The organism is Lacrimispora algidixylanolytica, assembly GCF_003609635.1.
GTDB lineage: Bacteria > Bacillota > Clostridia > Lachnospirales > Lachnospiraceae > Lacrimispora > Lacrimispora algidixylanolytica.
On sequence record NZ_MCIA01000001.1, the window covers coordinates 235880 to 261077 of the forward strand.

Below are 25198 nucleotides of genomic sequence, written 5' to 3' on the forward strand. Positions count from 1 at the left end.
AGATTTGTTTGCATATGAGCATTGGAGGTGACTATGAGTATGAATGAAAAAGAAGCTGTTATTAAAGAGTATTTTGATATGTGGGTATTACGTGACTTTAAGAATATTTATAATATTTTTGACAGTGATATCTATTATAGCGAATGTTATGGTCCAGAGTATCAGGGCATCTCTGAAATACATCAATGGATTGACAAGATGTTAAAAGAGCAAGAAGTAATTGAATGGACTATTAAACGATTCATTCATCAAGCCAATACCGTTGTTGTAGAATGGTTTTTCAAAGATAAAGTGCAAGATAAAATCAGTGGGTTTGATGGCATTTCAATTATTGAATTTACTGAATACGTAACAATCAATTCAATTAAAGAATTTAGTTCGGAGGCATTACATACAACACCATTTAGATAGTTTTTTGAATTTGATGAATTTCAATTTAATACTATAAGTGAATAATTGAACTACTAACTATTGAAATATTAAGCTAGTAGTTTTTTTATGATATTGGAAACCATTTTCAAGAGTGCAGGATTTGAAGTTGATTTGTTAGAATACTGTGATGAAAAAGGACGATTTCACTTTAACTATTGGAATCCGGAACAAGGAATGATTGGCAGATCATTACGTTTTGATACAAGAAATAATAAAGGCAAACTTGGTATGGTATCAATTATAATAGATGCCATAAAATAAAAATTTATTTCATGTTCTCACACTATCAGTATAAATCTGATATTTTTTGTAGTAAATCCAGCAATAAAAATTTTTCAATGTACTCATTAACAGTGCATATGAAACACTTATTGAAGTGCAAAAAATAATAAGATATAATATAGAAAAGTGACGTTTTTTACATACTATGGAAAACTCATACCCTCCAGTCAAAGTATCATCCAACACAAAATAAAAGTATCACCCCCTATCAAACCTCAATCAATGGAATTCAAAGAAAGGAGACATTATAAAGATCAGTTAATACCTGAATTTATAATTGCTTTCATATGCGTAAAGTACCAGCCTATATGGCAGTTCACGATTTAATTAAAAAAAGAATACAGGATGGAACCTATCCTGTTTTAGAGCTTCTTCCAACGGAGCCTGAACTTGAAAAAATATATAAGGTAAGCCGCACCACCATAAGAAGTGCCATGGAGCTATTAAAAGAAGAAGGCTTCGTTGAAGTCAAACAAGGCAGAGGCACCATGGTTCTGGATCAGAGAACCATTCAGGACCTGAATAAGGTAACCTCTGTAACCGAGTCCTTAAGAAGAAAGGGATATGATGTCCGTACCAAAAGCATGTACATCGATATCATACCTGCAAACGATAAGCTTTTAAAAGAACTGAACCTAAGTACCGATGATTCCATCACCCGCGTGCAGAGAATCCAGCTCATTGATGAGAACCCTATTGCAATTATGAGAAATTACATTCCTACCTCTCTCGTTCCTGGACTTATGCAGTTTACCAATAAATTCTCTGGTCTTTATCAGTTTTTGGAAGAACATTACGACCTGCAGATTGATTCTGCCCACGATAAGATATTTGCAAAATCCGCTGATTTTGCAGAATCTGAGATGCTTAATGTCCCACCAGGTACTGCTCTTCTTTGCATCCGTCGCATTTGTTATCAGAACGAAAAACCTGTCTGCGTGGATGATGTGTGCATCATCGGAGACCAATATGAGCTAGCCATTTCCACCAACGGTCGATATAAATAAAAATAGGGGGATACGATACCATGAATCATATTTCTATGGAAGCTTTATCAAAATGGATTGATATTAGCTGTGTAAAATCCATTGATACAACAAAGGATGTGGACCAGATGATCGCCGCGGCCAAAAGCTATGGGTTTATATGTGCCTTTGCTCTTCCCTCCATGACCCCCTATCTCATTCAGAACTTAAAAGGCACCTGCGACACTCTTATCGGGGGAACTGTAGGATTTCCTTCTGGCTGTGATACTACAGACAGCAAAGTCTTACAAGCCAGAGAACTACTTGCTATGGGATGTCAGGAAATTGATATGGTGATTAATATCGGACAACTAAAATCCAATCAATTAGACCTTGTCTTTCAAGACATAAAAGCAGTGGCCGATATCTGTGGGACAGTTCCATTAAAAACAATTCTTGAAGTCACTCTTTTGACGAATGAGGAAATAATAAAAGCCAGCAAGCTGGCAGAGTCTGCTGGAGCCTCTTACATAAAAACCGGAACCGGCTGGTGTAAAGATCCTACCTTGCCAGAGCACATCCATATAATCCGGTCTAACATCCATCCCGATACTAAAATCAAAGCGGCTGGTGGTATTCGAAACCTTGATACTCTACTTGAGTTGAAGCAGGCAGGCTGTGACCGCTTTGGCATCTCCACTGCTTCCGCACTCACTATCATGAATGAAGCGGCGGTATTGAAACGCTTAGACGGAAACATATTCTCATCATTCTAAATGTATCCATTAATCGTTATTATTTTAATCCTGAATTTATTTCATTTGTATATAATACTTAAATCCCCTTACATTCATTATTAAATTAAATATGAAATACGAATTGACCCCTCAAACATAATGATGTATAATATCCATAGATTCACTCGTTAAATATATAACAATAAATGATAATAAAGGAGATGTTCTTATGAAGGGTTTTGCAATGCTGGGGATTGGTAAGACAGGATGGATTAATAAAGAGCGGCCACAATGTGGTCCACTTGATGCGATATGTAGACCAATCGTATTAGCTCCTTGTACCTCTGATATTCACACGGTATGGGAAGGTGCTATTGGAGAACGCACGGATATGATTCTTGGACATGAATCCGTGGCTGAGGTTGTAGAGGTAGGAAGTTGCGTCAAATATTTTAAGCCTGGGGACAGGGTAATTGTTCCTGCCATTACACCGGACTGGAATTCTTTGGAAGCACAGGGTGGCTATCAGATGCATTCTGGTGGTATGCTTGCTGGTTGGAAATTTTCTAATTTCAAAGATGGCGTATTTGGTGAATTCTTCCATGTGAATGATGCGGATGGAAACCTTGCAATCTTACCAGAAGGCATGGATCCAGTTGCCGCCTGTATGCTGGCTGATATGGTACCTACGGGCTTTCATGGAATTGAACTTGCAGATGTTCAGTTTGGAGACACCGTAGCAGTCATTGGTATTGGTCCGGTTGGGCTTATGTCAGTTGCAGGTGCGGCTCTTAGGGGTGCCTCTCATATCTATGCCGTCGGCTCCCGTCCCAACTGCGTACAGCTTGCCAAAGAATATGGCGCAACGGATATCATCAACTACAAAGAAGGCGATATCGTAGAGCAGATTATGGAAAAGACAGGGGACAAGGGGGTTGACAAAGTAATTGTTGCCGGTGGAGACAACGATACCTTTGCCCAGGCCATTACCATATTAAAACCAGGTGGAAAAATTGGCAATGTGAATTATCTTGGAGAAGGTGATTACATAAAGATTCCCCGTGTCGAATGGGGCTGTGGAATGGGCCATAAAATAATTGCTGGTGGACTTATGCCCGGAGGCAGATTGAGAATGGAGAAACTGGCCTCTCTCATTTCAACCAAGCGATTGGATCCAGGTAAACTGGTTACCCATCGGTTCGAAGGGCTTGAAGGCATTGAACCAGCTCTCATGTTAATGAAGGAAAAGCCTAGAGATTTAATTAAACCAGTGGTAGTCATCAACTGGTAAAATCAATCACAAAAAAATGGAGTCACAGCGACATAAGTGAATCATTACTTATGGAATGGTGGCTCCTTTTTATTAAATATATGTTAATAAAAACACCTCAAACTTAATTCTACTCGCAAAGCAGTATTTGAATCTATTCAATCTTGATTTAATATAAAAAGGCTAATTCAATAAATTATTAAGCATCACAGGTAGCTCATAAATCGCCTTATACTCAGAAGCAAAAGTTAAACTTCTTGTGTCTACAATTGGGATACAAATCTAGCTATATAAAGTCAGGATAATTACTACAACTTGATTTTATTTTTCAAATTGACATATGATATATAATAATATATCATTATAAATAAATCACGTACCCCTTAAGGAGAAATACAGATGCCTAGAAAAAAAAGTTCATCATTACTAACCGATAGAGAGATGGATGTTATGAAAATATTATGGAGTAGCAATGAACCATTAGTTGCTTCGGAGATATCTAAGAGAGGGGATTCCTTAAGCAACAACACGGTTCAGTCTGTTCTTAGAAAGCTCCTAGATAAAAACTATATTGTAGTTGCTGATATTGTTTACAGCGGAACTGTTCTAACAAGGAGTTACAAGCCCATCGTATTAAAAAAAGATCTACTATTGGAGCAATTTGTTAGCCAGTTCAATAAAGATGATGATATGATTACAATTCCTAACTTAGTAGGCACTTTATTAAAACACGAAAAAAATGAAAAAGAGACTATAGAGAAATTAGAAAAGTTACTTGAGGAAAGAAAAAATCTACTTAACCAAGAGGAAAAATAGAATGTTTTTATCGCCTTCTGCATTGATAACTATAATACTAACATCTAATTTAACCATTGTAGCTCTATGGCTTTTTCTAAAAAGTCATAGAAGACTGATGCAGATAAGTATCAGTACTTTATTGATTGTTGTATTTTTGGTTTTAATTCGCTTATTAATTCCTATGGAGTTTGGATTTGAAAAAACCATTAGAGAATACCATATACTTCCAAGCTTATACACTATCTTATTCACACCAGTATTGCAATTTTTCACTCCCAAATTATATATATATCATGCCATTCTGCTCATCTGGGTGTTAGGATTTATTTGTATGGGATTTTGGAGTATATTTTGTCATATCAGGTTCTATCATTCCATCAATCAGGATCCCCCTCTTAATGAGGAAACTATTTTAAGCATCATTAAGAGAATTGACGAGTTTCATGGCAAATCAAGTAATTTTAGGATTATCAGGACAAATAAAGTATCTGTTCCCATGTATTTAGGATTATTTACCCCTAAGATACTTTTACCTAACATCAATTTATCCAAGGAAGAACTGTGTTATATCCTTTACCACGAAGCTACTCATTATTATAAACATGACCTATGGGTAAAGCTTTTGGTTGAACTTATTTGCATCATTTACTGGTGGAATCCATTTATTTATATTTTAAAACAAGATATAGATAAAATCATGGAGATACGAGTAGATATTACAGTAACAAAAAATTTTGATGAGATCCATAGAATAAAGTATTTAGAATGCTTGCTAAAAATTGCCAGAGAAAACTGTTCAACAGATCTTAACAGTTTATCTCTTACCTTCGACAGCAGAACTGCCTCTGTTCTCTCCCAACGCTTTCATATAATTTTAGATGGAGGCTTGTCTAAAAAGCCAGGTATCTTTAATAAAGTACTGTTGGTATTTTTATTATCTATATTCGGTCTAAGTTCACTTTTCGTTCTTGAACCATACTCTATTAATTCCAATGATCAAGAGTATACTGTGGAACTCACTCCTCAAACTTCTTATTTAGTTATTAATCAGAAAAAGGAATATGATGTCTACGTACATAATAGATATTTTGCAACGGTATCACGAATTAGAGATTCCTACTCTAATTTGAAAATATACAATAACTTAGAGGAGGCTTTATTATATGAAAGTAAAAAGTAAAAACATCCTGTTATGTCTCACTGTGTTATCAATTGGTACTATAATGATGCCACTAGATGCTTTTGCCCAGTCGCAAAAAACGGAATCTTCTATGGTGACACAAAAACAAACACCAGAAAAACATTATCTGGATGCTCAGATAATTGAATGGCGTTATAAAACTGTAAATGGAAAGATGTATCGCCGTCAATACAATTATTCCAGAAAAAAATGGGTTGGTGATTGGGAGCTCTGCGATTAATTTTCAAAAAAAGACCTTTTAAAGTATGTTTAAAAAAGGGCACGGCTCTATCACACTATTTTTGATGATTAGCCATGCCCTATTCCTTTTTTATTGTTTGGCTCTTTGTCAATAGTTGGGGTTAGATTCGTATGAATCCCGCTCCTTTTTTACGTTTCGAGCTATTTTAACGGTTCATTCTACTGTATGCGGTTTTGGGCATGCTAAATAAGCCTCCATATCCTGAACTTTTTTCTATGATGTACATTGAAATATACGAGTACGGAATCGGTTAAAGTTCCGGATTCCATAAGAACTTCGTTTTAATACCTTAATCTTATTGTTGAATCCTTCAGTAACTCCATTTATAATGCCATATTTAAAGGCATTTAAGATTTCTTTCCTCCAAGATTGGAATGTTTTCGCATGTTTCTGAAATTCTTTAATACCGCAGCCTCTTGCATTAGAAATCCAATCATCGAATTCCTGTTGTTGTTTACGATAGGACTTTATCTGGCTAATATCATAAAACCATTCTTTCATCATATGCGCTAGCCGTAGATCATCATTATACTGTAGCGTCAAATCACGGGCTTGTTTGTTCTCATCTTTCAGTTTTTTATAGCGAGTCGGAATCAACTTGTGGCTTCGTTTATGGTATTTCCTAAGATAAGCCGGCATGGATTTCTGTAGCCATTTACGGACATTTTCAATTGCACATGTCACCAGTCTAATGAAATGATACTTGTTTACGATAATCTTTGCGTTTGGGAAAAAGGTTCTGGCAAGCTCTGCATAGGGAAGCCACATGTCACATACAAAGAACCTTACTTTAAGCCTTTCCTTTCTCGGAATGTCCCTCCAGTAATCAGCCAGAAGGCTTTGAGTGCAGTCCGGCAGTATATCCAGAATTTGGTGTTTTTGTGGGGCAACGAGGATACACTGCTATTTTCCGGTAAACGCATTGCCTTTAAATTCATCAATGGAAATAGCCTCAGGAAGTTATCTGGAGGTAAATAATGGATTGTATCCAAAAGTTTGCAGATAGTAGGAACGGGAACCCCAGTAAGGATTGAAACCTGTTTGAGAGAAAATGTCTGTCGAAGGAGCGTAATAACATAAAAATCTAATCTTCTTGTTCTAAGATGATAGGAAGGAAGAAATGAATAGTGCTCTAAAAACCACTTTCCGCAACAGAGACAAGCCTGTTGAGAAGGTCTGGTTTCAATAAAGACCTAAAAAAAGAGTCTGCCTGAATAACTTTTTTACAAAAACATCTTCCAAGTCTAAGAATGCCTTGCTATAATTAGGGTACATCTATAAGTGGTCACCTCCATAACATTAAACCTTGGTCAGGATAATGGGTTTTGGAGGCTTCTTATAGATGTATTTAGTACCATAAAAGTGTAATTATTAAAGCATATTATTATTGCTTAAACATTTGCACTTATTATTTTATAATAAGGGCGTAATTGGTCTAGCATAATGTTTTATGGATTAATAAAATCCGTTATTAAAACTGTCAGCCACCCCTTATTATATACATTCACTTAAGCAGGTTGAGACTCTGATAAGAGCTTTCGTGTAACGAACTAAAATGAATCGTAATAAGTGTGGATGGTAACAATTACAACTTTATTTTGGAGGTTACAGTTGGTAAGTGTAGGAATTGATCTTTCAAAGGAAAAAAGTACGGTATGTATTCTAAAGCCATATGGCGAAATTGTAAGTAAGCCGCTTGAAGTAAACCATGTAGAGAAAGAACTTTCCGAATTATCTTCTATGCTACTTTGCCTGAACGACGAAGTACGGATTGTCATGGAAGCTACAGGAATTTATCACCTTCCAGTACTAAGCTATTTACAGGAAAAAGAATTCTTTGTAGCAGTTGTGAACCAGTTTGAGATGAAAGCGTATCGTTGTCAGGAATTAAGGCGTATAAAAAACTGATAAACAGGACGCAATTGCCATTTCCAACTATGGGATCGACCATTGGTATCGGCTGAAGAACTATGAAGCGAATGGAAGGATTTATAAGGAATTAAAACTGTTAGGAGGACAGTATCGGCACTATATGAGAATGCACGTGGAAAGTGTATTGCAACTAACTCACATGCCAGTGTTTGACATAAACCACTCATTTTCGTCTTATAATATCTTCAAATTGATTTGGCTGAATATGTGAATTAGCTAAATAATCATATGATTCATTCTCCCCTAGACTATTAAACCCCGAAGAAGTATAGAATGATAATTCTTAAAGATGATGCCAAAAAATCTGTTAACAATCAAATTAATATAATAGTAATTATATATTGACAATATAAATTTATTGTGTTTTAATTACATTGTAATACAAATAATATATCACTATTTAAATATTATAAATAACATTTAAATAGTCTCATATTGTTTTATGTTATTTGGAAACATCGAATAGAATTTAACCATTTAATTTGAATTGTAATTTATGTAAAGGGTGTGATTCCGATGAATATTTTATTATAAAATATAGATAATAAAAACCAAATTTTAATAATGATTTTATGAAATTTTATTTTGCTTTACTATAATTAGTAATTACATAAGTACTGCATTAAAGTTAGTTTTTATTGAAGGGTGTGTATATGAAAAATAATAAACTGTATTATGGTATAAGTTTGATAACAATTATATTAAGTATAGTAACTTTATTACTTATGGTAACTGGAGAAGAGACTATATTAACTTGTTCTTTTTTTCTATTTGTATTATTTTTAATGCTTTTGATTGGCAATATGTCATCATATATGACATCGTATTGGCATCAACGCAAACAACTGAAAAGAAGAGTATTAATATATACTTACGTATTTTTAGCAATAAACATGCTATTCATTATTCTATATCTTTATTTTATTACATTATTTTATTATTTTAATTAAGGAGAAAAATTGAGTATGAAAAAATTATTAAGTTTCGTGTTCCTGTTTATAATGTCATTAACATTAACTTCTACGGCATTTGCTGCAGATGATATAAATAACAAAGACGTAGATAGTATTTATAAAAAAGTGTATACTGAATGCAAAAAGCAACAAGTGAAGGATATAACTGATGATTATGGAGCCTATTCTTATCTGCTGAATAATTTAAGCTATGTTAAAGTATCAGATAATAAGGTGGAATTATCATCTGAAATTTTTAAGAATAAAGAAGCAAATGAGGCAGATGTTCTAAATTTATTTGTTAGAAATCTAAATGCATTGATTGATGAAAACGCAATCAGTGTTAATAGAAGTTTAATGATTTCTACAAAAGAGGTTCAAAAAAAAGGGTCTATAATAAGATTAGATTCACAAACAATTGATCTTATGCCAGAAGCAAGAACACATGCTAATCAGTTAAAAAAAGTTTATGATAATGCAGTTTTTGGAACGGCTCATATAGTGGCAGGTAAGTATTTTGCTGATCGAGTAAAATCTGGAGGCATATGGGATTATAAAAGGTATTTAGGCCTTAATACTAGATACTACGAAACAGAGTTACGTGCTACGATGACAGGAGAGACAATTGGTAATTTTCATTATGGGTATGTGGGTAGTGTATGTTTCGGAGAGACAACATTAAAAAGTGCTGCAGGTTTTATTCAAATTCTTTCTGGTACAACTGATATAAAATATTTTAATAGTTATTTTGATGATCCACGTGATCAAAAAGATATTCAGTGGGGAATTAATAGATATAGTGCTGAACATTAATTATTTTATTGATTATTTAATAAATCAAACACTTTTTTTGTAGTATAAAAATATTTTATTCACACCTTTCAAATATAAATAAAATACAAAAAGGGCTATATAAAGCCTAATGTAATTTAGTTAAGGTTGATCCAGAAACTCCTAATAGAACAAAGTTAGAAGTAGGTGGCGAATTCAATTGTGAGTTCGCCACTTTTGTATAAAAGTGCGGCTCTTTGTCAATAGTTAGGGTGGGATTCGAATGAATCCTGCCCCACACTTGCATTTAGAGTCATTTTATTAGTTGGTTCTATTGTATGTTGTTTTTGGGCATGCCAAATAAGCCTCCTTATCCCGACTATTTTTTCTATGATGTACAATGAAGTATTCGAGTTCGGAATCGTTTGAAGTTTCTGATTCCATAAAAACTTCGTTTTAATACTTTAATCTTATTATTGATACCTTCTGTTACTCCGTTTGTGCTGCCATATTTGAATCCATTTAAGATTTCTTTTCTACATGACTTAAATATTTTGGCACATTTCTGGTATTTTGCTATCCTTTGCATTTGCAATCCAGTCATCAAATTCCTTTTGCTACTTGCGGTAAGACTGTGTTTGACAGATATCATAAAACCATTCCTTTATCATATGAGCCAGACGCATGTCGTCACCGTATTGAATTATTAGGTCACAGGCTCTCTTATTCTTATCCGTTAGCTTTTTGTAGCGATTCAGGATTAGCTTACGGCTCCGCTTGTACTATTTTCTAATAGAAGCCGGCATGGATTTTTGGAGTCGCTTACGTACGTTTTCAATAGCCCATGTGACTTGCCGTATGAAATGGTGTTGGAAGTGTGCTTTTTAAGCACACCCCAACATTCAGTATAGAACCTATTGTTTTTAATTAACTTAACAGCTCAAAGCACTTAAATAATCTATTTTGCTTCTCCCATAACTACGAATCCCTACCTCATTCCTTATGAAGCCATCACATCTTTATTCCTCAGCCATAGAACTGCAATCCCTGTGAATGCCACTAAAAAGACTGCACTGCTTAAAAGAAGCTGGCCAGGCGTACATATCATTGGGCCACCGGGGCTATTGGCTCTCATGCCAATGCTCATAAGGGTATAGGGATAAAAGGCCCCTGCTCCCTTTGAAAGTGCCGCTACCCCACCGATTCCTCCAATCATAGCGATTCCAACCGGTACTGCAAAGCTGCGAATCATAAGGGATAGACATAGCTGCACTCCACAGATCACGATCCCTCCAACCATACCATAAGCCAGCCATTCAAAAAGTTCTGGCGGCACTGGTCCTGGCAGATTGGACAGCTTTCCACAGATAATAAACAAGATTCCAACCCACACCTGGGTGGCAATCACCATGACAGAAGCGGTAAATAGCTTGGAAAGATAAATATAAGGTATTGGCACCGGTAGAGTCATGACCGAATTCCAGTTATGATTGGTGTGCTCCAGGCGACAGAGATAGGAGCAGTAAACTCCAATGGTTGGTGGAAGGAAGAAATAGCAGGTGAACAAAGTGTGCTGGGTCCACAAGCTGTACCAGTAATTATCTAAAATATTGATATTTTGAACATAGTTAAAGGTTCCCATAATTGCCGGGAGAATTGGTAAGAAGAAAAAGGCCAGCCAGACTGGGCTGCGCTTTAGTTTCATCTGTTCTGCACGAATTGTTTTTAATAACATAATTTACCACTCCTTTCTGGCAAATGATCGGCTACCATAAATATAGATTGCCAAAAACATCCCAACCAGTAAAAATACACCCAGCCAGTCAATGGGAACGTAATAAAAGTCTGAAATTCTAGTACTCTCATCCCAGTTTAACCCGACCCGCATCATGACCCCGTAATAGCCCCAAATCAGTAGTTTACCAATGCCCTTTGGCAAAAACATACTAAACAATCCCGCAAGACTGCCTAGAAGCCCCAATGTAAGAGGAACCATCTGATTTGAAAAATGAAGAGATAACACCTGTTGAAGCAGCAATATAGTAACATGAACGCCAATGGTAGAAATCAGATAGAACAAAATCTTATCCCAGGGAATGGGCCCTCCAAAGCCTTTGATAACTCCAAATGAAAGAATCATTAAGACCTGAAAAACTGTAATTGCCACCACCTGAATGACTCCGCACAAGTACTTGGCATGGAACAGAGTTTCTGCAGGTATTATAGTCTCTAACAGCTTAAAGGTTTGGCCTTTTTGTTCCACATCACAAAGTCTGGAAGCCAAAACAGCAATTATAATAGGCATCATAATGGCATTTAATATGGGAAAATGATAGAGACACTGATACCAGCCCTGAGCAAGTTTTTCCCCGTTCATGTTGCCAAAGGAATATAATCCCCATAAGCACTGGACTCCTAGAAGAACAGCTACTGTGGTGAAAATCCCTTTTCTTTTTATTTTTTGAAATTCCATAGCAAGTACTTTCATTATAGACTCACCGCCGTTCCTGTTAATTCTATGAAGATCTCTTCCAGTGTCTTTTTCCTTTCTTCCACGCGAACAATTCCAATGGCTTCTTGAGAAAGATGAGATATGTGGGTAGCAAGTTCCTGATCCAAAAGTTCTGGTAAGAGCAGAAATGCCCCCTCCTCCCTGCACATAATTCCATTCCTTTGAAATACCGCTTTGGCATCTTCATTATTCAGGGTGCGAACTGCTATGCTGCTCTTGCTCTTATCATGAAGAACCTTTAAGCTATCCTGAAATACCAGCTCTCCTTTGCTGATTACTCCGATGTGGTCCGCCATCTGTTCAATCTCATTTAAGAGATGGCTGGAAACCATGACTGTCATTCCAAATGTCTTTGGAAGGGAACGTATGAGTTCACGCATCTCCTGGATTCCTGCTGGGTCAAGACCATTGGTCGGCTCATCAAGTACCAGAAGCTTTGGATTTCCAAGAAGCGCTCCTGCAAGCCCCAGTCGCTGTTTCATTCCCAGGGAGTACTGACCCGCTTTTTTATCCCTTTGATTTTCCAGGCGGACAATCTTTAATACCCTGTCGATTTCCTCCTCTGGCACACCTTTTAAGGTGCTGATGATCTTTAAGTTTTCCCTTCCGGTTAAGTGGGCATAATAGCTTGGTGATTCTATGAGTGAACCGGCGTCTTTTAATATGCTAAGCCGGTTGTTACGATCCATCTCTTTTCCAAAGACGGTAATGGTTCCGCTGGTCGGCTTTGAAAGTCCCAGTATCATTTTCATTGTGGTAGTCTTACCAGCTCCATTGGGGCCGAGAAATCCGTAGACCACTCCCCTTGGCACTTTTAAGTCCAAATCCTTTACACTCATGGCTTCTCCATATTTCTTGCAAAGGGCGCTTGTGGTTATGATATCCGTCATTGTTATACTCTCCTTTTCTTTTCGATGTGTTAATGGTAACAAAGGCGCCTTACATCTGACTGTAGGCCACCTTACATTTACCTTAAACTTTGGATTTTCTTGTCCAATTTCATTTTTTTCGGCTATAATAAAGGTAGTTTATATTTAAGATAAATGGGTATTCTTTAAGAAAATGTGCCGAGATAATTGAGATTAGTGTACTTACATCTTTTTATTGGAAGCATAAATTTTTAGACGCTATCAGAACGTATATGGGTATTGGGAATGTTGGTGCAGTTAAAGGCAGTAGGTGCAAGGATACTGTAAAAACCAAACATTTATTAGTCCAGTCATATCTCATTCCGATAGAAAGTTATAAGATTTTAAAATTAGGGAAGTGATTTATATTTATTTATTTTAAATATTTGAATGATTACATTACTGTGTTGTATAATTCTTTAAGGACACAATAGTAGGATAGAACGTACCAAATTACAGTGGTACGAAGGAGATGTTTTAATGAAAAACATAAATAAAAAGCAATTATTTCTAATTTGTGCTGTTCCAACCCTCTGCATTTCAATGTTGCTATTAATCCCGTTTTTAACCAATAGAATAGGAAAAACAGCAGGATATATTTCAGGATTTTGTATTTATTGGTTCATCTTTTGTTTTCCAGTCTCTTTGTATAGTTCTAACGGATTTGGTAAATTAAGCGAAATCTATACTCAAAAATCGAATATTACTATAACAATGAGAAATATATATTATTCATTCGCATTTATGCCTTGTATAGCCACCTTCTTTGTTGTATTTAAGGGGTATGTTTTAATCGTAGAATTTCAGGTTTTGGCTATCGCTCTATTATTTGCAATAATAAATGGAACTTTTGAGGAAATGCTTTGGCGTGGAGTTTTTAATAAAGTTTTTAATAATAATATTTCCTTGTCATACATATATCCATCAGTATTTTTTGGTATTTGGCATATAGCATTATATTTGGCAAAAGGAATGGTATACCAAGGTGGATTTGCTTCATTAGTTGGTGGTTCTTTTTTTATGGGATTATTATGGGGATGGGTTGCATATAAAACAAAGTCTATTAAAGTTGTAACAGCAGTGCATATAATAACTAATTTTTTTGCCTTTACTGGTCTAATTTACCAAAATTGGTTTATTTAATTTTAATTCACATCATTTACTGTATATAAGAATTAAGGGAAGCCAAAAAACCGTTTCCCTCAAAATCAAAATACTATCAACACTATTGTTAAGCATAGCCTAAAAAACGAAACGAAGGGATGAGACGACAATGATAGATATCTACGACTGTAAGCTGCTCTTAGTGGATGATGAACCAGAGCTTCGCAGAATGGTCATTACTATTTTGAAACAAAGCGGTTTTAAGAAAATCATCTCAGCTGGAAACTGCAGCGAGGCGCGTAGTCTGTTTGATTTGGAAAAACCGGATGTTGTAATCCTTGATGTTTCCCTGCCTGATGGGGACGGCTTTTCCCTGATGCGTGATTTTAGGGCCTCCTCTTCCGTTCCGGTGCTGTTTCTTTCTGCCAGAGATGAAGATGAAGACCGGCTGCTGGGCCTTGGTCTTGGTGCTGATGATTATATGACTAAGCCATTTCTCCCGAGGGAACTGGTCTTAAGACTTCATGCAATTTTAAACCGCACTTATTTTCCGGCTGTCTTAAGCCAAAAATCAAAGCCTGTATTCTTCCTCGGGGATATAAAAGTCGATTTAAACAGTTGTGAGGTGACCTCACAAAAGGGCAACGCTACCCTTACGGCTAAAGAATTTTCCCTCTTGGAAAAGCTATTTGAAAACAGGGAGAAGATCGTGACCGGGGATAGCTTATGTATGGCTGTCTGGGGCGATTCCCTTTATGGGTATGAGAATACCTTGATGGTTCATATCCGCCGCCTCAGGGAAAAGATAGAGCCTATCCCCTCTTCCCCCCAATACCTGACAACCGTCCGTGGTCTTGGCTATAAGCTGACGGGGGTAACAGTTCTATGAAAAGCATGATGAAGGTATTATCTCGTTATGTGCTATCAGCCGCTGCGGTTGCCGTCCTTTTGCTGGTCATTAATTTCGCTGTCTTAACCATCTGGCTTTTTACAGAAAAAAATGATAAGAATTATTACAGCATCAGGCAGACTGCAGATCAGCTTACATTTACCAAGGAGGGATATGAACTTACCGGTTCTGGCAGAGATCAGCTTGAACGAAACAATCAATGGGCCATGCTTCTAGATCCGGCTGGCGAGGTGATTTGGAATTATAAGCTTCCGGCTGACGTTCCTAAGAGTTATTCCATTTCAGATGTGGCGGGATTTTCACGGTGGTACTTAAAGGATTATCCCGTATCTGTCTGGCGGTACGACGATGGCCTATTAGTCGTAGGAAGCCCCAAGGACACCATGTGGAAGTTGGGTATTATGATTCCTCAAAAATCCATGGATAATTTGAAATTCTGGATTCCCCTGTTTCTGATTTTAAACACCATTACTGCAATTTTCTTTGCCCTAATGTTAGGCCTTAGGCTTTTTCGATCCTTAAAGCGGATTTCAAATGGGATTCAGGATATGGCAGAAAAGCGGCCTGTGTCCCTCCCCATTAATGGAGTCCTTGGAGATCTTGCCGCGGGAATTAATAAAGCTTCCAGCCAGCTTATTCTACAGGAGACTGCCCTTAACAAAAGAGACAGTGCCCGCACTACATGGATTGCAGGAATCTCTCACGATATTCGTACCCCTCTTGCTGTTGCAATGGGCTATGCAAGCCAATTGGAAGAGGATGAGGGGCTTATGAAGGAACAGAAAGACTTGGCAGGCATTGTAAGACGCCAATGTCAGCGGATTAAGGATTTGGTAAGTGACTTAAACCTTGCTTCAAAGCTGGAATATGAGATGCAGCCATTAAGAAAGGAACAGGCATCCCTTGCCCCACTGATTCGAAGTGTGGCAGCCGATATGATAAATGATCATATATCGGAGCAATACACCTTAGAAGTCTCTGTTTCGGACAATGCACAAAATGGGCAACTGCTGGGTGACAAACAGCTTCTAAAACGTGCCGTATCCAACCTTATTTTAAATAGCATAAAGCACAATCCGGAGGGCTGCGATATTAAAATAGAATTAAGTAAGGACGGGGAAAACTTTATCCTTTCTGTTGCAGATAATGGAACGGGGTTCCCAAAAGAAGTGTTAGAACGATTGAATGAACTAAAGGAAGATGTAGACCATAAGGAAGGCGTTGACTATAAGGAAGGCGTTGACTATAAGGCAGATGTTGACCATAAGGCAGATGTTGACCATGAAAAGGGCACAGAGACAGATGCTTTAAAAGAACAAAACAACCATGGACTTGGTCTTACCATAGTGTGTCAGATTATAAAGGCTCATAATGGAAGCACTCATTTCACCAATTTAACGGGAGGCGGCTGTCAGGTGATTTGTTATTTGCCAGCATTGAACTCCTAAAAACTGCATTAAAATAGCTGAGCCTACAGGATTAATCCCTGTTATAGACTCAGCTTTTTCTATGGTTGGAAAGGAACGTTTTATACTACAACGCCCTTCTTTAATATAATATTTGCGTACAACTCTTTTTCCCCTGTCATAATTACCACAGTGGAACGATCTTTCGTCCTATCGTAAAAATCCCACTTATCAATCTCTTCAAAGCAGTCTGCGCCTCGCTTATCATGCTTTGCCACAACTTCTTTATAAGTATCCCAAATTGGAGTTTTTACGTCATCCCCTTTTACCACTCCCATTAAGGTGACCGGGTGCTCCACGTAGGTATCAAGAGGAAATAGCTGAAGGATTGCATCCAAGATTTCAGGAACCCCGTGTCCATCCATTCGGATTACCTTCTTTCCATAGGTATGACCTGGGAAATTACCGTCTCCAATGGTAAGTTCATCGGTGTGACCCATTTCACATAATACTTTTAATAACTCGGGACTGATAATTGGTGGTATTCCTTTTAACATAATACTCTCCTTTTCTCCAATAGCGCTCTTCTATAAAAGAAGAGCGCCAAATAATTAATCGTATAAGTTTTGTGAAACCTCACTGCTGTCCATGTTGTCTTTATTATACCACTGACTGCCTGTATCTACATCAGTAACTTTTTCGCCCTTTGCTGCTGCAACGGCAAGTTTCACGGTCTGATATCCAATCTCTACGGGAGCTTGAGTTACGGCACCAGCCAGTTTGCCTGTTTTGATTCCATCTTTGATCATGGTTCCGGAATCAAAAGCAACGCCGATTACGTCTTTTCCAAGTCTTCCTAAGTTCTCATCTCCGGTTAAAAGGCCTTCTCCAGTTTTCTGGTTGGAAGCGAAGATGCAGATGGTATCATCTTTGTTTAAGATAGTCTGAGCATCTGTAGTCATAAGAGAAGCTTCTACCTTAGAAGGAACCGCTACGTCAAGGATTACATTCGCAGTCGTTCCTTTGTCTACCTTTGCATCGCCTACGAACTTATCGTTACCAGTGATAGATACGGTTTTCCCGTCCGCCTTAATTAACTCTGCAAGCTTATCGATGAAACCAAGACCACGGTTTATGATGGACTCTGAGGTTGCATCCTGGTTTAAAACACCGATTCTAACGCTGGAGGTTGATTTGGCAATCAGATCTTTAACTAGAGGATATGTGTATACGGCTGCCACTTCTCCTGCCTTGTAATTATCGGTAGCTGCATTGGCAACAACGGCTCCTTCTGGTGCTTTTGGTACGCCGGAATCAAATCCTACGATCGGAATGCCTGCATCCTGAGATGCTTTGATGCTGTCATTTAATGCAGATACGTCAAGAGCTGCAAGACCAATTGCTGCTGGTTTCATCTGAACTGCATTGTTCATCATCTGAACCTGTTGCGCAATATCGGATTCGGAATCTGGTCCCTGGAATTCCAGTTTCACACCTAATTCTTTGGACGCTTTTTCTGCTCCCTTATAAACGGCCTGCCAGTACTGGGACTGGAAGCCCTTTGCTACCATATAAACGGTTACATCGCCGCCCTTATCTTCCCCTTTGGTGGTAGCTGCCTCACTTGATTTTCCTTCTGCTACTGTTGTTCCTGCTTCACTTTTTCCTGGATTCGCAGTTGTCTTGCTTCCACAGCCGGCTACCAAAGATGCTACCATTGCTGTTGTTAATAAAACGCCCCATACATTTTTTTTCATTTTTTGCTTCCTCCTTCATTTTCTATGTGGAATCTTTCGAGTCACATGGCTAGTTAGTTTTTCTTCCGGTTTCTATATACATCTGCAAAGACTGCCACGATTAACACCAGACCGGTTGCTACCTGCTGGTAATGGGTCTGAAGGCCCACAAAGGGAAGTCCTGTCTTAAGTATGGAGATGATGAACACACCGATCATGGTGCCTGCTATGGTTCCGATTCCTCCTGACATGGAGGTTCCCCCGATAACCACGCCTGCGATGGCATCCATCTCAAATCCTGCACCGCCTCCTGGTAATAAAGTGGAGTAGATGGTGGAGTAAGCAAGCCCTGCGATTCCTGCAAAGGTACCGCTGATGACGTATGCGATGATTAAATATTTATCCACGTTGACACCGGACAACCTGGTTGCTTCTTTGTTGCTACCAAGTGACAGAATGTAGCGGCCTGTTTTTGTCTTATTCATAACAACTGCCATGAGTACGGCTGCAGCGATTAGGAATAAAAAGCCAGTGGGGATTAGGAGGCCGCCTTCTGTCTTAATTTTAAATATAGAACGGTACCAGCCTTCTGGGTCTGATCCTGATTTCCAGGTAACAGACTGGGCTCCTGTAATGATGGAACCGATTCCTTTTGAAAGCATCATGGTGCCCAGTGTCGCAATGAATGGAGGGAGTCCAAGCTTTGCTACTAAAAGCCCGTTTATGACTCCGAATAAAGTACCAATTGAAATACAGATAATGATAACCAGCCAAATGGGGAATCCCATATTTACGCTTAAAAATCCGGCCACCAGACCTGACATAGTAAGTACGGTACCGATGGAAAGATCAATACCTCCGGTTGCTATAACAAAACAAATACCAATGGCCATAAATCCAATGTAATAAGATGCGTCAAAGATATTGACCATGGTGCTGTAAGTGGCAAATCTAGGATTCATGATTCCAAATGTAAGGTAGAGTAGGATAAGAGCCAATAAAGCCACCAGTCTCTGGGTTCCTATCGCTTTGATGATGGGATTATTTTTTAGTTTTTCCATTGTTGTCCTCCTGGTTTCTCAAAGTAGCCGCAGCCATAATACGTTCCTGTGATACCTCTTCAATGGGGATCTCTCCGGTGATGCGCCCTTCGCACATAACCAGAACCCTGTCACTCATTCTAAGAATCTCTGTCATCTCCGATGATATCATGATGATGGATTTCCCTTGCTTGACAAGCTCATTCATTAGATGGTAGATCTCACTTTTCGCTCCTACGTCGATTCCCCTGGTAGGTTCATCAAAGATTAAAATATCACAGTTTCGAATCAGCCATTTGGCAATAACCACCTTCTGCTGGTTACCTCCTGACAGATTCACTACAAGCTGGTCTACGGAAGGAGTTTTCGTCTTCAAAAGCTTCACATAACTTTCTGCTTCCTTGCGTTCCTTTTGTCTGTCAATGAAAACACCCTTCATAAATAAGGACAAGGCTGACATGGTGGAGTTTTCTGCTACGGATTTTGCAACCACGAGGCCAAATCGTTTTCGGTCCTCTGAAAGGTATCCAATTCCATGAGATACTGCATCCTCTGTGGTTTTAATCTCCACCTGTTCTCCATTGATGTAGATGGTCCCCTCATCTTTTTTATCTGCTCCAAAGATGGCTCTGGCTAGCTCCGTTCTGCCTGCTCCCATGAGTCCGGAAAATCCCAGGATCTCACCTTTTCTAAGTTCAAAGCTTACATCCTTTACCATCTTCCCAGCGCTTAGATGCTCTACCTTTAATACGACTGGCGCATTCTCTGGCACGCTGCTAGTCTGCTTTGGATCTTCATAAATAACACGGCCCACCATCATATTGATGATGTCATCCTTTGTGCTGTCTTTTGTAATCATGGTTCCAACGTAGGTTCCATCTCGCATGACCGTTACCCGGTCTGTGATTACCTTTATTTCATCCATTCGGTGGGAGATATAGACGATTCCCATTCCCTTGGACTTAAGATCTCTTATAATCTTAAAAAGTTCCTCAATCTCTGACTCCGTCAGTGCGGCTGAAGGCTCATCAAATACCATCAGTTTGGCTTCTCTTGATATGGCTTTTGCAATCTCACACATTTGCTGCCGTCCTACGGTTAAGTTCCCCATAGTTTCAGACGGGTCAATATCAATGTTTAACCGGTCAAATAACTTTCTTGCCTCTTTATTCATCATGGAGTCGCTGATAAATCCACTCTTCATCATTTCTCGGCCGATAAAAATATTTTGTGCCACGGTCAAGTGGTTCATCATGTTCAGTTCCTGATGTACGATGGCGATTCCTGCATCCTGTGCTTCTTTTGGGGAAGTAAATTCCACTCCCTTACCTTCAAATTCAATGGTTCCAGAGTCCTTTAGGTAGATACCCGTAAGGATTTTCATAAGGGTTGATTTACCGGCGCCGTTTTCTCCCATAAGTGCATGGACCTCGCCCCCAATGACATCCAGATCCACGTGGTCCAAAGCATGTACACCTGGAAAGGACTTATCAATCCCCTTCATTCTCAGCATAACACTGCCCACATTCTCACTCTCCGCTTCTTTTTAGATTGAGCAACATTTCCTGCTCTGTTGATACCATTATATAACCTAGAAACGCAAGGTAATATAGAGTATCTTACAAAAAAAGAAGAGGATTTTACTTTCTTTAAAATGGGAACAAAAGCTTTTGGTTTTCGTCGGTGTAGATATTGTCTAAGGTGATGACTTCCGTGTCGCAGTATATATTTTTCTCCATTTTATTTCCCCTTACAGACTCCACTGCCGTCTGGATTCCAAGATAGCCCATGTTAAAGGGTTTCTGGACGATGAGGGTGTCAATGATTCCTTCTTCTAAATACTGGATTCCTTCAATATCATTATCAAATCCCACGATATTGACTTCACGGTTTAGGTTCATCTCTTTAATGGCTCTTGCCACCCCTACGGTGGAATAAAGGTTTAGTCCTGCAATTAGGTTGATGTCTGGATGGTCTCTCATCAGCTCCTTTGTCTTATCATAGGCTTGTCTGTAGTCAGAGTTGCTATAAAGAACTGCTTCAATCCGATCCTCATAATCACCAAGCCCCTCCCTTAGCCCAGCTTCCCGTTCCATGGCGGTGGAAGAGCCTTTTACATGAGATACGATTGCTATTTTTGAGTCCTTGTTCACATAATCCCGCATTTTCTTTCCCATTTGCAGACCAGCATTCCGGTTGTTTGTTCCGATATACGTTTCTTCCAGATCTTCATCAATCTTTGAATCAATTAAAATCAGCTTAATTCCGGCCTCTTTTATCTTCCTTACGGTATCCGTCATCTCTGAATACTGTATGGGGGCGAGGGCAATCACATCCGGTTTCATCTTCACTGCTTCTTCAATGTATTGCTTCTGCATCTGGTAATCATTTTCTTCCTCAGGGGCAAGAATGGTCAAATTGGCCTGATATTCTTTCCCTGCACTTTTGGCACCGGATATCATGGACATCCAAAAGTCATTTGTCTTATCCTGAACCTTTGGTATGAATACGATTTTAACGGTTTTCTTCTGATTAAATTCTTCTAGCTGAAACACCATGGAAAGGAAAACAACCGCTAATAAAAAGAATGTCAGAAGCAATAACCCATTTTTATGTCTCTTCATCCGTGTCCTCCATACGTTTGTAAGGAATGATGACTTTGACCACCGTCCCTACTCCTTCTTCACTCTCCACAATCAGTCCATAGTCCGGCCCATAATGCATCTTAAGGCGGTCTTCGATATTCTTCATCCCCACTCCGTTATGCCGTTTGTCCGAGGTTTTCTTCTGAAATATGGTAGAAAGGGCTTCCTTTGTCATTCCTATCCCATCATCCTTGATTGTAAGAATCACGCGGTCTCCCTGACGGCATCCGGTAATTATGATGTTACCCTGCTCTGTCTTATATTTTAGCCCGTGATACAGGGCATTTTCCACCAGGGGTTGGAGCACCAGTTTTACAATGGCACACTCCATAACGTCTTCATCCACCTGGATGTCAAAGGCCACCTTGTCTTTATACCTCATCTGTTGAATCAACAAGTAATTTCTTGTGTACTCAAGCTCCTGCCAGATGGTAACGTAAATCTTGGAATTTCCAATGGCCTGACGGAAGAACCTGGCAAGGACGGAGGTCATCTTGATGGCCTGGCTTGAGTCTTCGGTCTCAATAAGCCAGATAATCGAATCCAAGGTGTTATAAAGAAAATGCGGATTGATCTGGGACTGGAGAGCCTTTAGCTCACTTTTACGTTTCTCCGCCTGTTCCTTCCGGTTATTCTTTAACAGCTCATCAATGCGTTTGGTCATCCGGTTAAAGGACCGGGTGAGGCTTGAAATCTCATTTTCTCCGCCGGTATCGATATAGACTTGTTCAAACTTTCCTTCTTGTACTTCATTCATAGCTGCCTGTAGCTGCTTAATTGGCTTTGTAATCTTGGCTGAGAGTAAAACAGCAAGAATACTGGCAAATAGAATGAGAATCGAGGCTGTCCCAATGTACATGGCTCTTACCGCTTTCTCATCCCCTGCCAGCTCTGAGGTGTATACCACTCCCACAATGGTCCAGCCTGTTTTGTCTGAATGAAAGGGGGTATAGATTTTATTTTCACCCTTTTCATCGGTATAGGTAAGGCTTGACCTGACGTTTGATACTTCTTTCAGAAGCTCTTTTTTCACTCCGCTTAAGATTAACTGCTGTTGGGGATGATATACGATCTCACCTTTTCGGTCAATGATATAGACATACCCCTTGTTTCCCAGACTGATGGACTCACATAGGTTGTTGATGACATCATAATTTAGATCAATGACCAAAAGCCCCTCCACCTTCCCAGTCTCAGGGTTTGTGATTCCTCTGCTTAAGGTTACCACCCATTTATAATCGTTACTCACCAGGTTCTGGACGTGAGAAGAGGAGATCAATATCTTGCTCCCCTCCTTTTTGGCATCTACATACCACTCCTTTTTAGCCAGTCTGGACCTTAAGTTTAAGGCGTCCGTTCCATTGTTAATAAAGTACCTTCCGTTATCCCCTAATACCGCAATGTTATAAATATCCTTTCTGGCATGAAGAATGGTCTGAAACGCTTCCTTTAGATCGCTTCCCGTCTCCTTTGTATTCGGTTCAAATAAGTAGCTGGTCATATCCCGGTTGCTCATAATCACCTGAGAGATATTTTCCATATAGTTAATATAGTTTTCAATGTTAAAGTTCACCTGTTCAATGAGAAGCTTGCTGTTCTTTTCTGAATTCTCCATGAGATTCTTTTTTGTATATCGAATGGAGAAGAACATAAAAACCGTTACGGTAAGTAGAACCAACAAAGAAAAGTATATGATCATACTGGTCCTTATGCTTTTAAATCCGATTCTGCTTTTCATAGGTCCCTTTCCGGCTTATCAAGGTTCTTGCGTATTCCCGGGGTGTCATTTTCGTGGTTCTCTTAAAGATAGCACTGAAATAATTGGCATCGTTGTATCCGCATTTTTCTGCTATCTCATAGGTCTTTAAGGAGGTATTCTCTAGTAGTTCTATTGCCTTTTCCATCCGCCGTTTGGTCAACGCCTCTACAAAGGTCATTCCCGTGTAGTTTTTAAAAGCAGAGCTGAAATAGCTGACGCTGATGGCCAGCTTTTCGCATATTTCCTGCAAGGAAAGATCACAGTCTGCGTAATGGCTGTTGATGTATTCTAAGGCTGCCATTGCCTGATGGTCTCCATAATTGCCACGATTGCTGTTCATCATATCTACCGCCATCTCAAAAAACTCCAAGACCTTTTTCTCCATTTCAGAGATATAAGTACAGCCAAAAAGTCCGGAGATAATTTCCTGTTCCTTTAAAAAGAAGGCGTCGTCTACGATATTCAACCGTTCAAAGAAGTTCATCACCGCAAGGATCAGGCTCTGATATAAGACCACAACTTTATTCTTTGCAATCCACCTCTCCACACATTCCTCACGAATCCCGCAGACTTCCTTCATCACTTCTTCTGATAAGTTACTTCTCACCGCCAGCACGATCCGCTTTTCCCGATCATTTTCACAGATCATCCCCTGGGCACTCAGTTTGTATTTTTGGTACTTGTCCCATTCATAGATTCCCTTATCCCGTTCCAGGTAAAGATATTCCTTTAACTCCATGGCCTTTTCATAGGAAAATCCCATACCTCCTAAGTGGAATACACAGGTTCCGATTAAGGAAAACACCTGAATGTTTAACTCTCTTTCACTGCTTTTTGCTGCCGCTTCGCAGATGTGCGACATATCTTTTTTTAGCTGGGAGCTGTTTTTCTTTTTCACGTAAAGAATGATGTTATTATCGTCACCCTCAAAGGCAAGCACATCCTCTCCTGCTTCTCTATTTATGAGGGAAGACATCTGGGCAAGCTCTCTTTTTTCTAACCCTACTCTAGGATAAAGCAGGGCGGTGCAGTAACACTCCCCTTGAAAATCAATGTGAAATTCTTTTAGCTTTTCTTCAATCTCCTCTTCCTGGAACTTTCCTTTCGATAGCTGAAGGAGAAACTGGTTTTTTAACAAGGGAAAGCTGCCCTCATAATACGTTCTCACCTGGAGATTGGCCTCTTCACTATCCAGCGTTTTCTTTGCTTCTTCTAATTTTTCAATTAACTCCACTGCGGTAACTGGCTTTAATACATAAGAAAGAACACGGTATTCCACCGCCTTCTTTGCATACTCAAATTCATCGTAGCCAGTAATAATCACTACTTTTGTTCTTTTCTCATTCTCATAAAGATATTTTGCAAGCTCCAGGCCATCTACGTACGGCATACAGATATCAGTCAGCACAAGGTCTACCGGCTGCTTCTCCATAAATTCGATGGCTTCCTTACCATTTTCACAAGTCCCCCTTAATTCGTACCCCAAAGATTCCCACGGTATTCTTTGAGAAATTCGTTCCCTGATCAGAATCTCATCATCTACCAACAATACCTTATACATAACTCTCTCCTCTAACTCAATGAATCCAACTGGTC

22 protein-coding genes and 4 pseudogenes are annotated in these 25198 nt (G+C 39.0%); 14 read left to right on the forward strand and 12 right to left on the reverse strand.

Features of this window, described 5'->3' with window-relative positions:
* Positions 1 to 33: 33 nt before the first annotated feature.
* The 8 genes from BET01_RS01110 (at position 34) to BET01_RS01145 (ending at position 5905) form a co-directional block, all read left to right on the forward strand.
* Entirely contained in the window at positions 34 to 411 is a 378-nt protein-coding gene (locus BET01_RS01110; RefSeq protein ID WP_120194915.1) for a nuclear transport factor 2 family protein, read from the forward strand.
* A gap of 87 nt (positions 412 to 498) precedes the next feature.
* Positions 499 to 693, forward strand: coding sequence for a hypothetical protein (locus tag BET01_RS01115; RefSeq protein WP_207667544.1), 195 nt, complete (start codon positions 499 to 501; stop codon positions 691 to 693).
* A 308-nt stretch (positions 694 to 1001) separates the two neighbouring features.
* Positions 1002 to 1721 (forward strand): GntR family transcriptional regulator, encoded by a 720-nt coding sequence (locus BET01_RS01120; protein ID WP_120194916.1) that lies wholly within the window; start codon positions 1002 to 1004, stop codon positions 1719 to 1721.
* Positions 1722 to 1741: 20 nt separating this feature from the next.
* Complete coding sequence (gene deoC / locus BET01_RS01125; protein WP_120194917.1) at positions 1742 to 2455, forward strand: deoxyribose-phosphate aldolase; 714 nt, start codon at positions 1742 to 1744, stop codon at positions 2453 to 2455.
* 190 nt (positions 2456 to 2645) lie between these two features.
* Entirely contained in the window at positions 2646 to 3707 is a 1062-nt protein-coding gene (locus tag BET01_RS01130) for an NAD(P)-dependent alcohol dehydrogenase (protein WP_120194918.1), read from the forward strand.
* Between the two features lie 378 nt (positions 3708 to 4085).
* Positions 4086 to 4502 (forward strand): BlaI/MecI/CopY family transcriptional regulator, encoded by a 417-nt coding sequence (locus BET01_RS01135; RefSeq protein ID WP_120194919.1) that lies wholly within the window; start codon positions 4086 to 4088, stop codon positions 4500 to 4502.
* A gap of 1 nt (position 4503) precedes the next feature.
* Positions 4504 to 5664: a M56 family metallopeptidase gene (locus BET01_RS01140; RefSeq protein WP_120194920.1), complete on the forward strand. Its 1161-nt coding sequence runs from the start codon at positions 4504 to 4506 to the stop codon at positions 5662 to 5664.
* Positions 5648 to 5905 (forward strand): hypothetical protein, encoded by a 258-nt coding sequence (locus tag BET01_RS01145; protein ID WP_120194921.1) that lies wholly within the window; start codon positions 5648 to 5650, stop codon positions 5903 to 5905. Before BET01_RS01140 ends, BET01_RS01145 begins: the two co-directional genes overlap by 17 nt.
* A 234-nt stretch (positions 5906 to 6139) precedes the next feature.
* Here the strand turns inward: BET01_RS01145 and BET01_RS22585 are convergent.
* Positions 6140 to 7201 (reverse strand): annotated as a pseudogene (locus BET01_RS22585) (ISL3 family transposase).
* A gap of 336 nt (positions 7202 to 7537) precedes the next feature.
* On the opposite strand from BET01_RS22585, the pseudogene BET01_RS22590 reads away from it, so the two are divergent.
* Both BET01_RS22590 and BET01_RS01160 read left to right on the forward strand, forming a co-directional pair.
* Positions 7538 to 8000, forward strand: a pseudogene (locus tag BET01_RS22590) (IS110 family transposase); the annotation flags it as partial.
* 823 nt (positions 8001 to 8823) lie between these two features.
* Positions 8824 to 9624 carry a polymorphic toxin type 44 domain-containing protein gene (locus tag BET01_RS01160; RefSeq protein ID WP_120194922.1) on the forward strand — a complete coding sequence of 267 codons (801 nt, stop codon included), beginning with the start codon at positions 8824 to 8826 and terminating at the stop codon, positions 9622 to 9624.
* A 346-nt stretch (positions 9625 to 9970) separates the two neighbouring features.
* Here BET01_RS01160 and BET01_RS22470 read toward each other — a convergent pair.
* From BET01_RS22470 to BET01_RS01180, 4 genes and pseudogenes are all read right to left on the reverse strand, one after another.
* A pseudogene (locus BET01_RS22470) lies at positions 9971 to 10454 on the reverse strand (transposase); the annotation flags it as partial.
* A 128-nt stretch (positions 10455 to 10582) separates the two neighbouring features.
* A complete protein-coding gene (locus BET01_RS01170) occupies positions 10583 to 11317 on the reverse strand; it encodes an ABC transporter permease (protein WP_120194923.1) in 735 nt (244 codons plus the stop codon).
* A gap of 3 nt (positions 11318 to 11320) precedes the next feature.
* The gene (locus tag BET01_RS01175) at positions 11321 to 12070 is read right to left on the reverse strand and encodes an ABC transporter permease (RefSeq protein ID WP_120194924.1); all 750 of its coding nucleotides are present in this window, start codon (positions 12068 to 12070) and stop codon (positions 11321 to 11323) included.
* Positions 12070 to 12984 (reverse strand): ABC transporter ATP-binding protein, encoded by a 915-nt coding sequence (locus BET01_RS01180; protein ID WP_120194925.1) that lies wholly within the window; start codon positions 12982 to 12984, stop codon positions 12070 to 12072. The genes BET01_RS01175 and BET01_RS01180 overlap by 1 nt, the downstream gene beginning before the upstream one ends.
* Positions 12985 to 13139: 155 nt before the next feature.
* Between BET01_RS01180 and BET01_RS21935 the strand changes: the two are divergent.
* The 4 genes and pseudogenes from BET01_RS21935 to BET01_RS01195 form a co-directional block, all read left to right on the forward strand.
* A pseudogene (locus BET01_RS21935) lies at positions 13140 to 13262 on the forward strand (IS1595 family transposase); the annotation flags it as partial.
* Positions 13263 to 13482: 220 nt separating this feature from the next.
* Complete coding sequence (locus BET01_RS01185) at positions 13483 to 14145, forward strand: CPBP family intramembrane glutamic endopeptidase (protein WP_120194926.1); 663 nt, start codon at positions 13483 to 13485, stop codon at positions 14143 to 14145.
* A gap of 130 nt (positions 14146 to 14275) precedes the next feature.
* Entirely contained in the window at positions 14276 to 14995 is a 720-nt protein-coding gene (locus BET01_RS01190; RefSeq protein WP_120194927.1) for a response regulator transcription factor, read from the forward strand.
* Positions 14992 to 16464, forward strand: coding sequence for a sensor histidine kinase (locus tag BET01_RS01195; RefSeq protein WP_120194928.1), 1473 nt, complete (start codon positions 14992 to 14994; stop codon positions 16462 to 16464). The genes BET01_RS01190 and BET01_RS01195 overlap by 4 nt, the downstream gene beginning before the upstream one ends.
* Positions 16465 to 16544: 80 nt before the next feature.
* On the opposite strand, the gene BET01_RS01200 is transcribed toward BET01_RS01195, so the two are convergent.
* From BET01_RS01200 to BET01_RS01230, 7 genes are all read right to left on the reverse strand, one after another.
* Positions 16545 to 16979 carry an RbsD/FucU family protein gene (locus BET01_RS01200; protein WP_120194929.1) on the reverse strand — a complete coding sequence of 145 codons (435 nt, stop codon included), beginning with the start codon at positions 16977 to 16979 and terminating at the stop codon, positions 16545 to 16547.
* Positions 16980 to 17033: 54 nt separating this feature from the next.
* Positions 17034 to 18179, reverse strand: coding sequence for a substrate-binding domain-containing protein (locus BET01_RS01205; protein ID WP_120194930.1), 1146 nt, complete (start codon positions 18177 to 18179; stop codon positions 17034 to 17036).
* A 53-nt stretch (positions 18180 to 18232) separates the two neighbouring features.
* The gene (locus BET01_RS01210) at positions 18233 to 19219 is read right to left on the reverse strand and encodes an ABC transporter permease (RefSeq protein ID WP_120194931.1); all 987 of its coding nucleotides are present in this window, start codon (positions 19217 to 19219) and stop codon (positions 18233 to 18235) included.
* Positions 19200 to 20723: a sugar ABC transporter ATP-binding protein gene (locus BET01_RS01215; RefSeq protein ID WP_120194932.1), complete on the reverse strand. Its 1524-nt coding sequence runs from the start codon at positions 20721 to 20723 to the stop codon at positions 19200 to 19202. The genes BET01_RS01210 and BET01_RS01215 overlap by 20 nt, the downstream gene beginning before the upstream one ends.
* 124 nt (positions 20724 to 20847) lie before the next feature.
* The gene (locus BET01_RS01220) at positions 20848 to 21822 is read right to left on the reverse strand and encodes a substrate-binding domain-containing protein (protein ID WP_120194933.1); all 975 of its coding nucleotides are present in this window, start codon (positions 21820 to 21822) and stop codon (positions 20848 to 20850) included.
* Positions 21809 to 23581 carry a cache domain-containing sensor histidine kinase gene (locus tag BET01_RS01225; protein WP_120194934.1) on the reverse strand — a complete coding sequence of 591 codons (1773 nt, stop codon included), beginning with the start codon at positions 23579 to 23581 and terminating at the stop codon, positions 21809 to 21811. Before BET01_RS01225 ends, BET01_RS01220 begins: the two co-directional genes overlap by 14 nt.
* Complete coding sequence (locus BET01_RS01230) at positions 23559 to 25163, reverse strand: response regulator transcription factor (protein ID WP_120194935.1); 1605 nt, start codon at positions 25161 to 25163, stop codon at positions 23559 to 23561. Before BET01_RS01230 ends, BET01_RS01225 begins: the two co-directional genes overlap by 23 nt.
* Between the last annotated feature and the right edge of the window lie 35 nt (positions 25164 to 25198).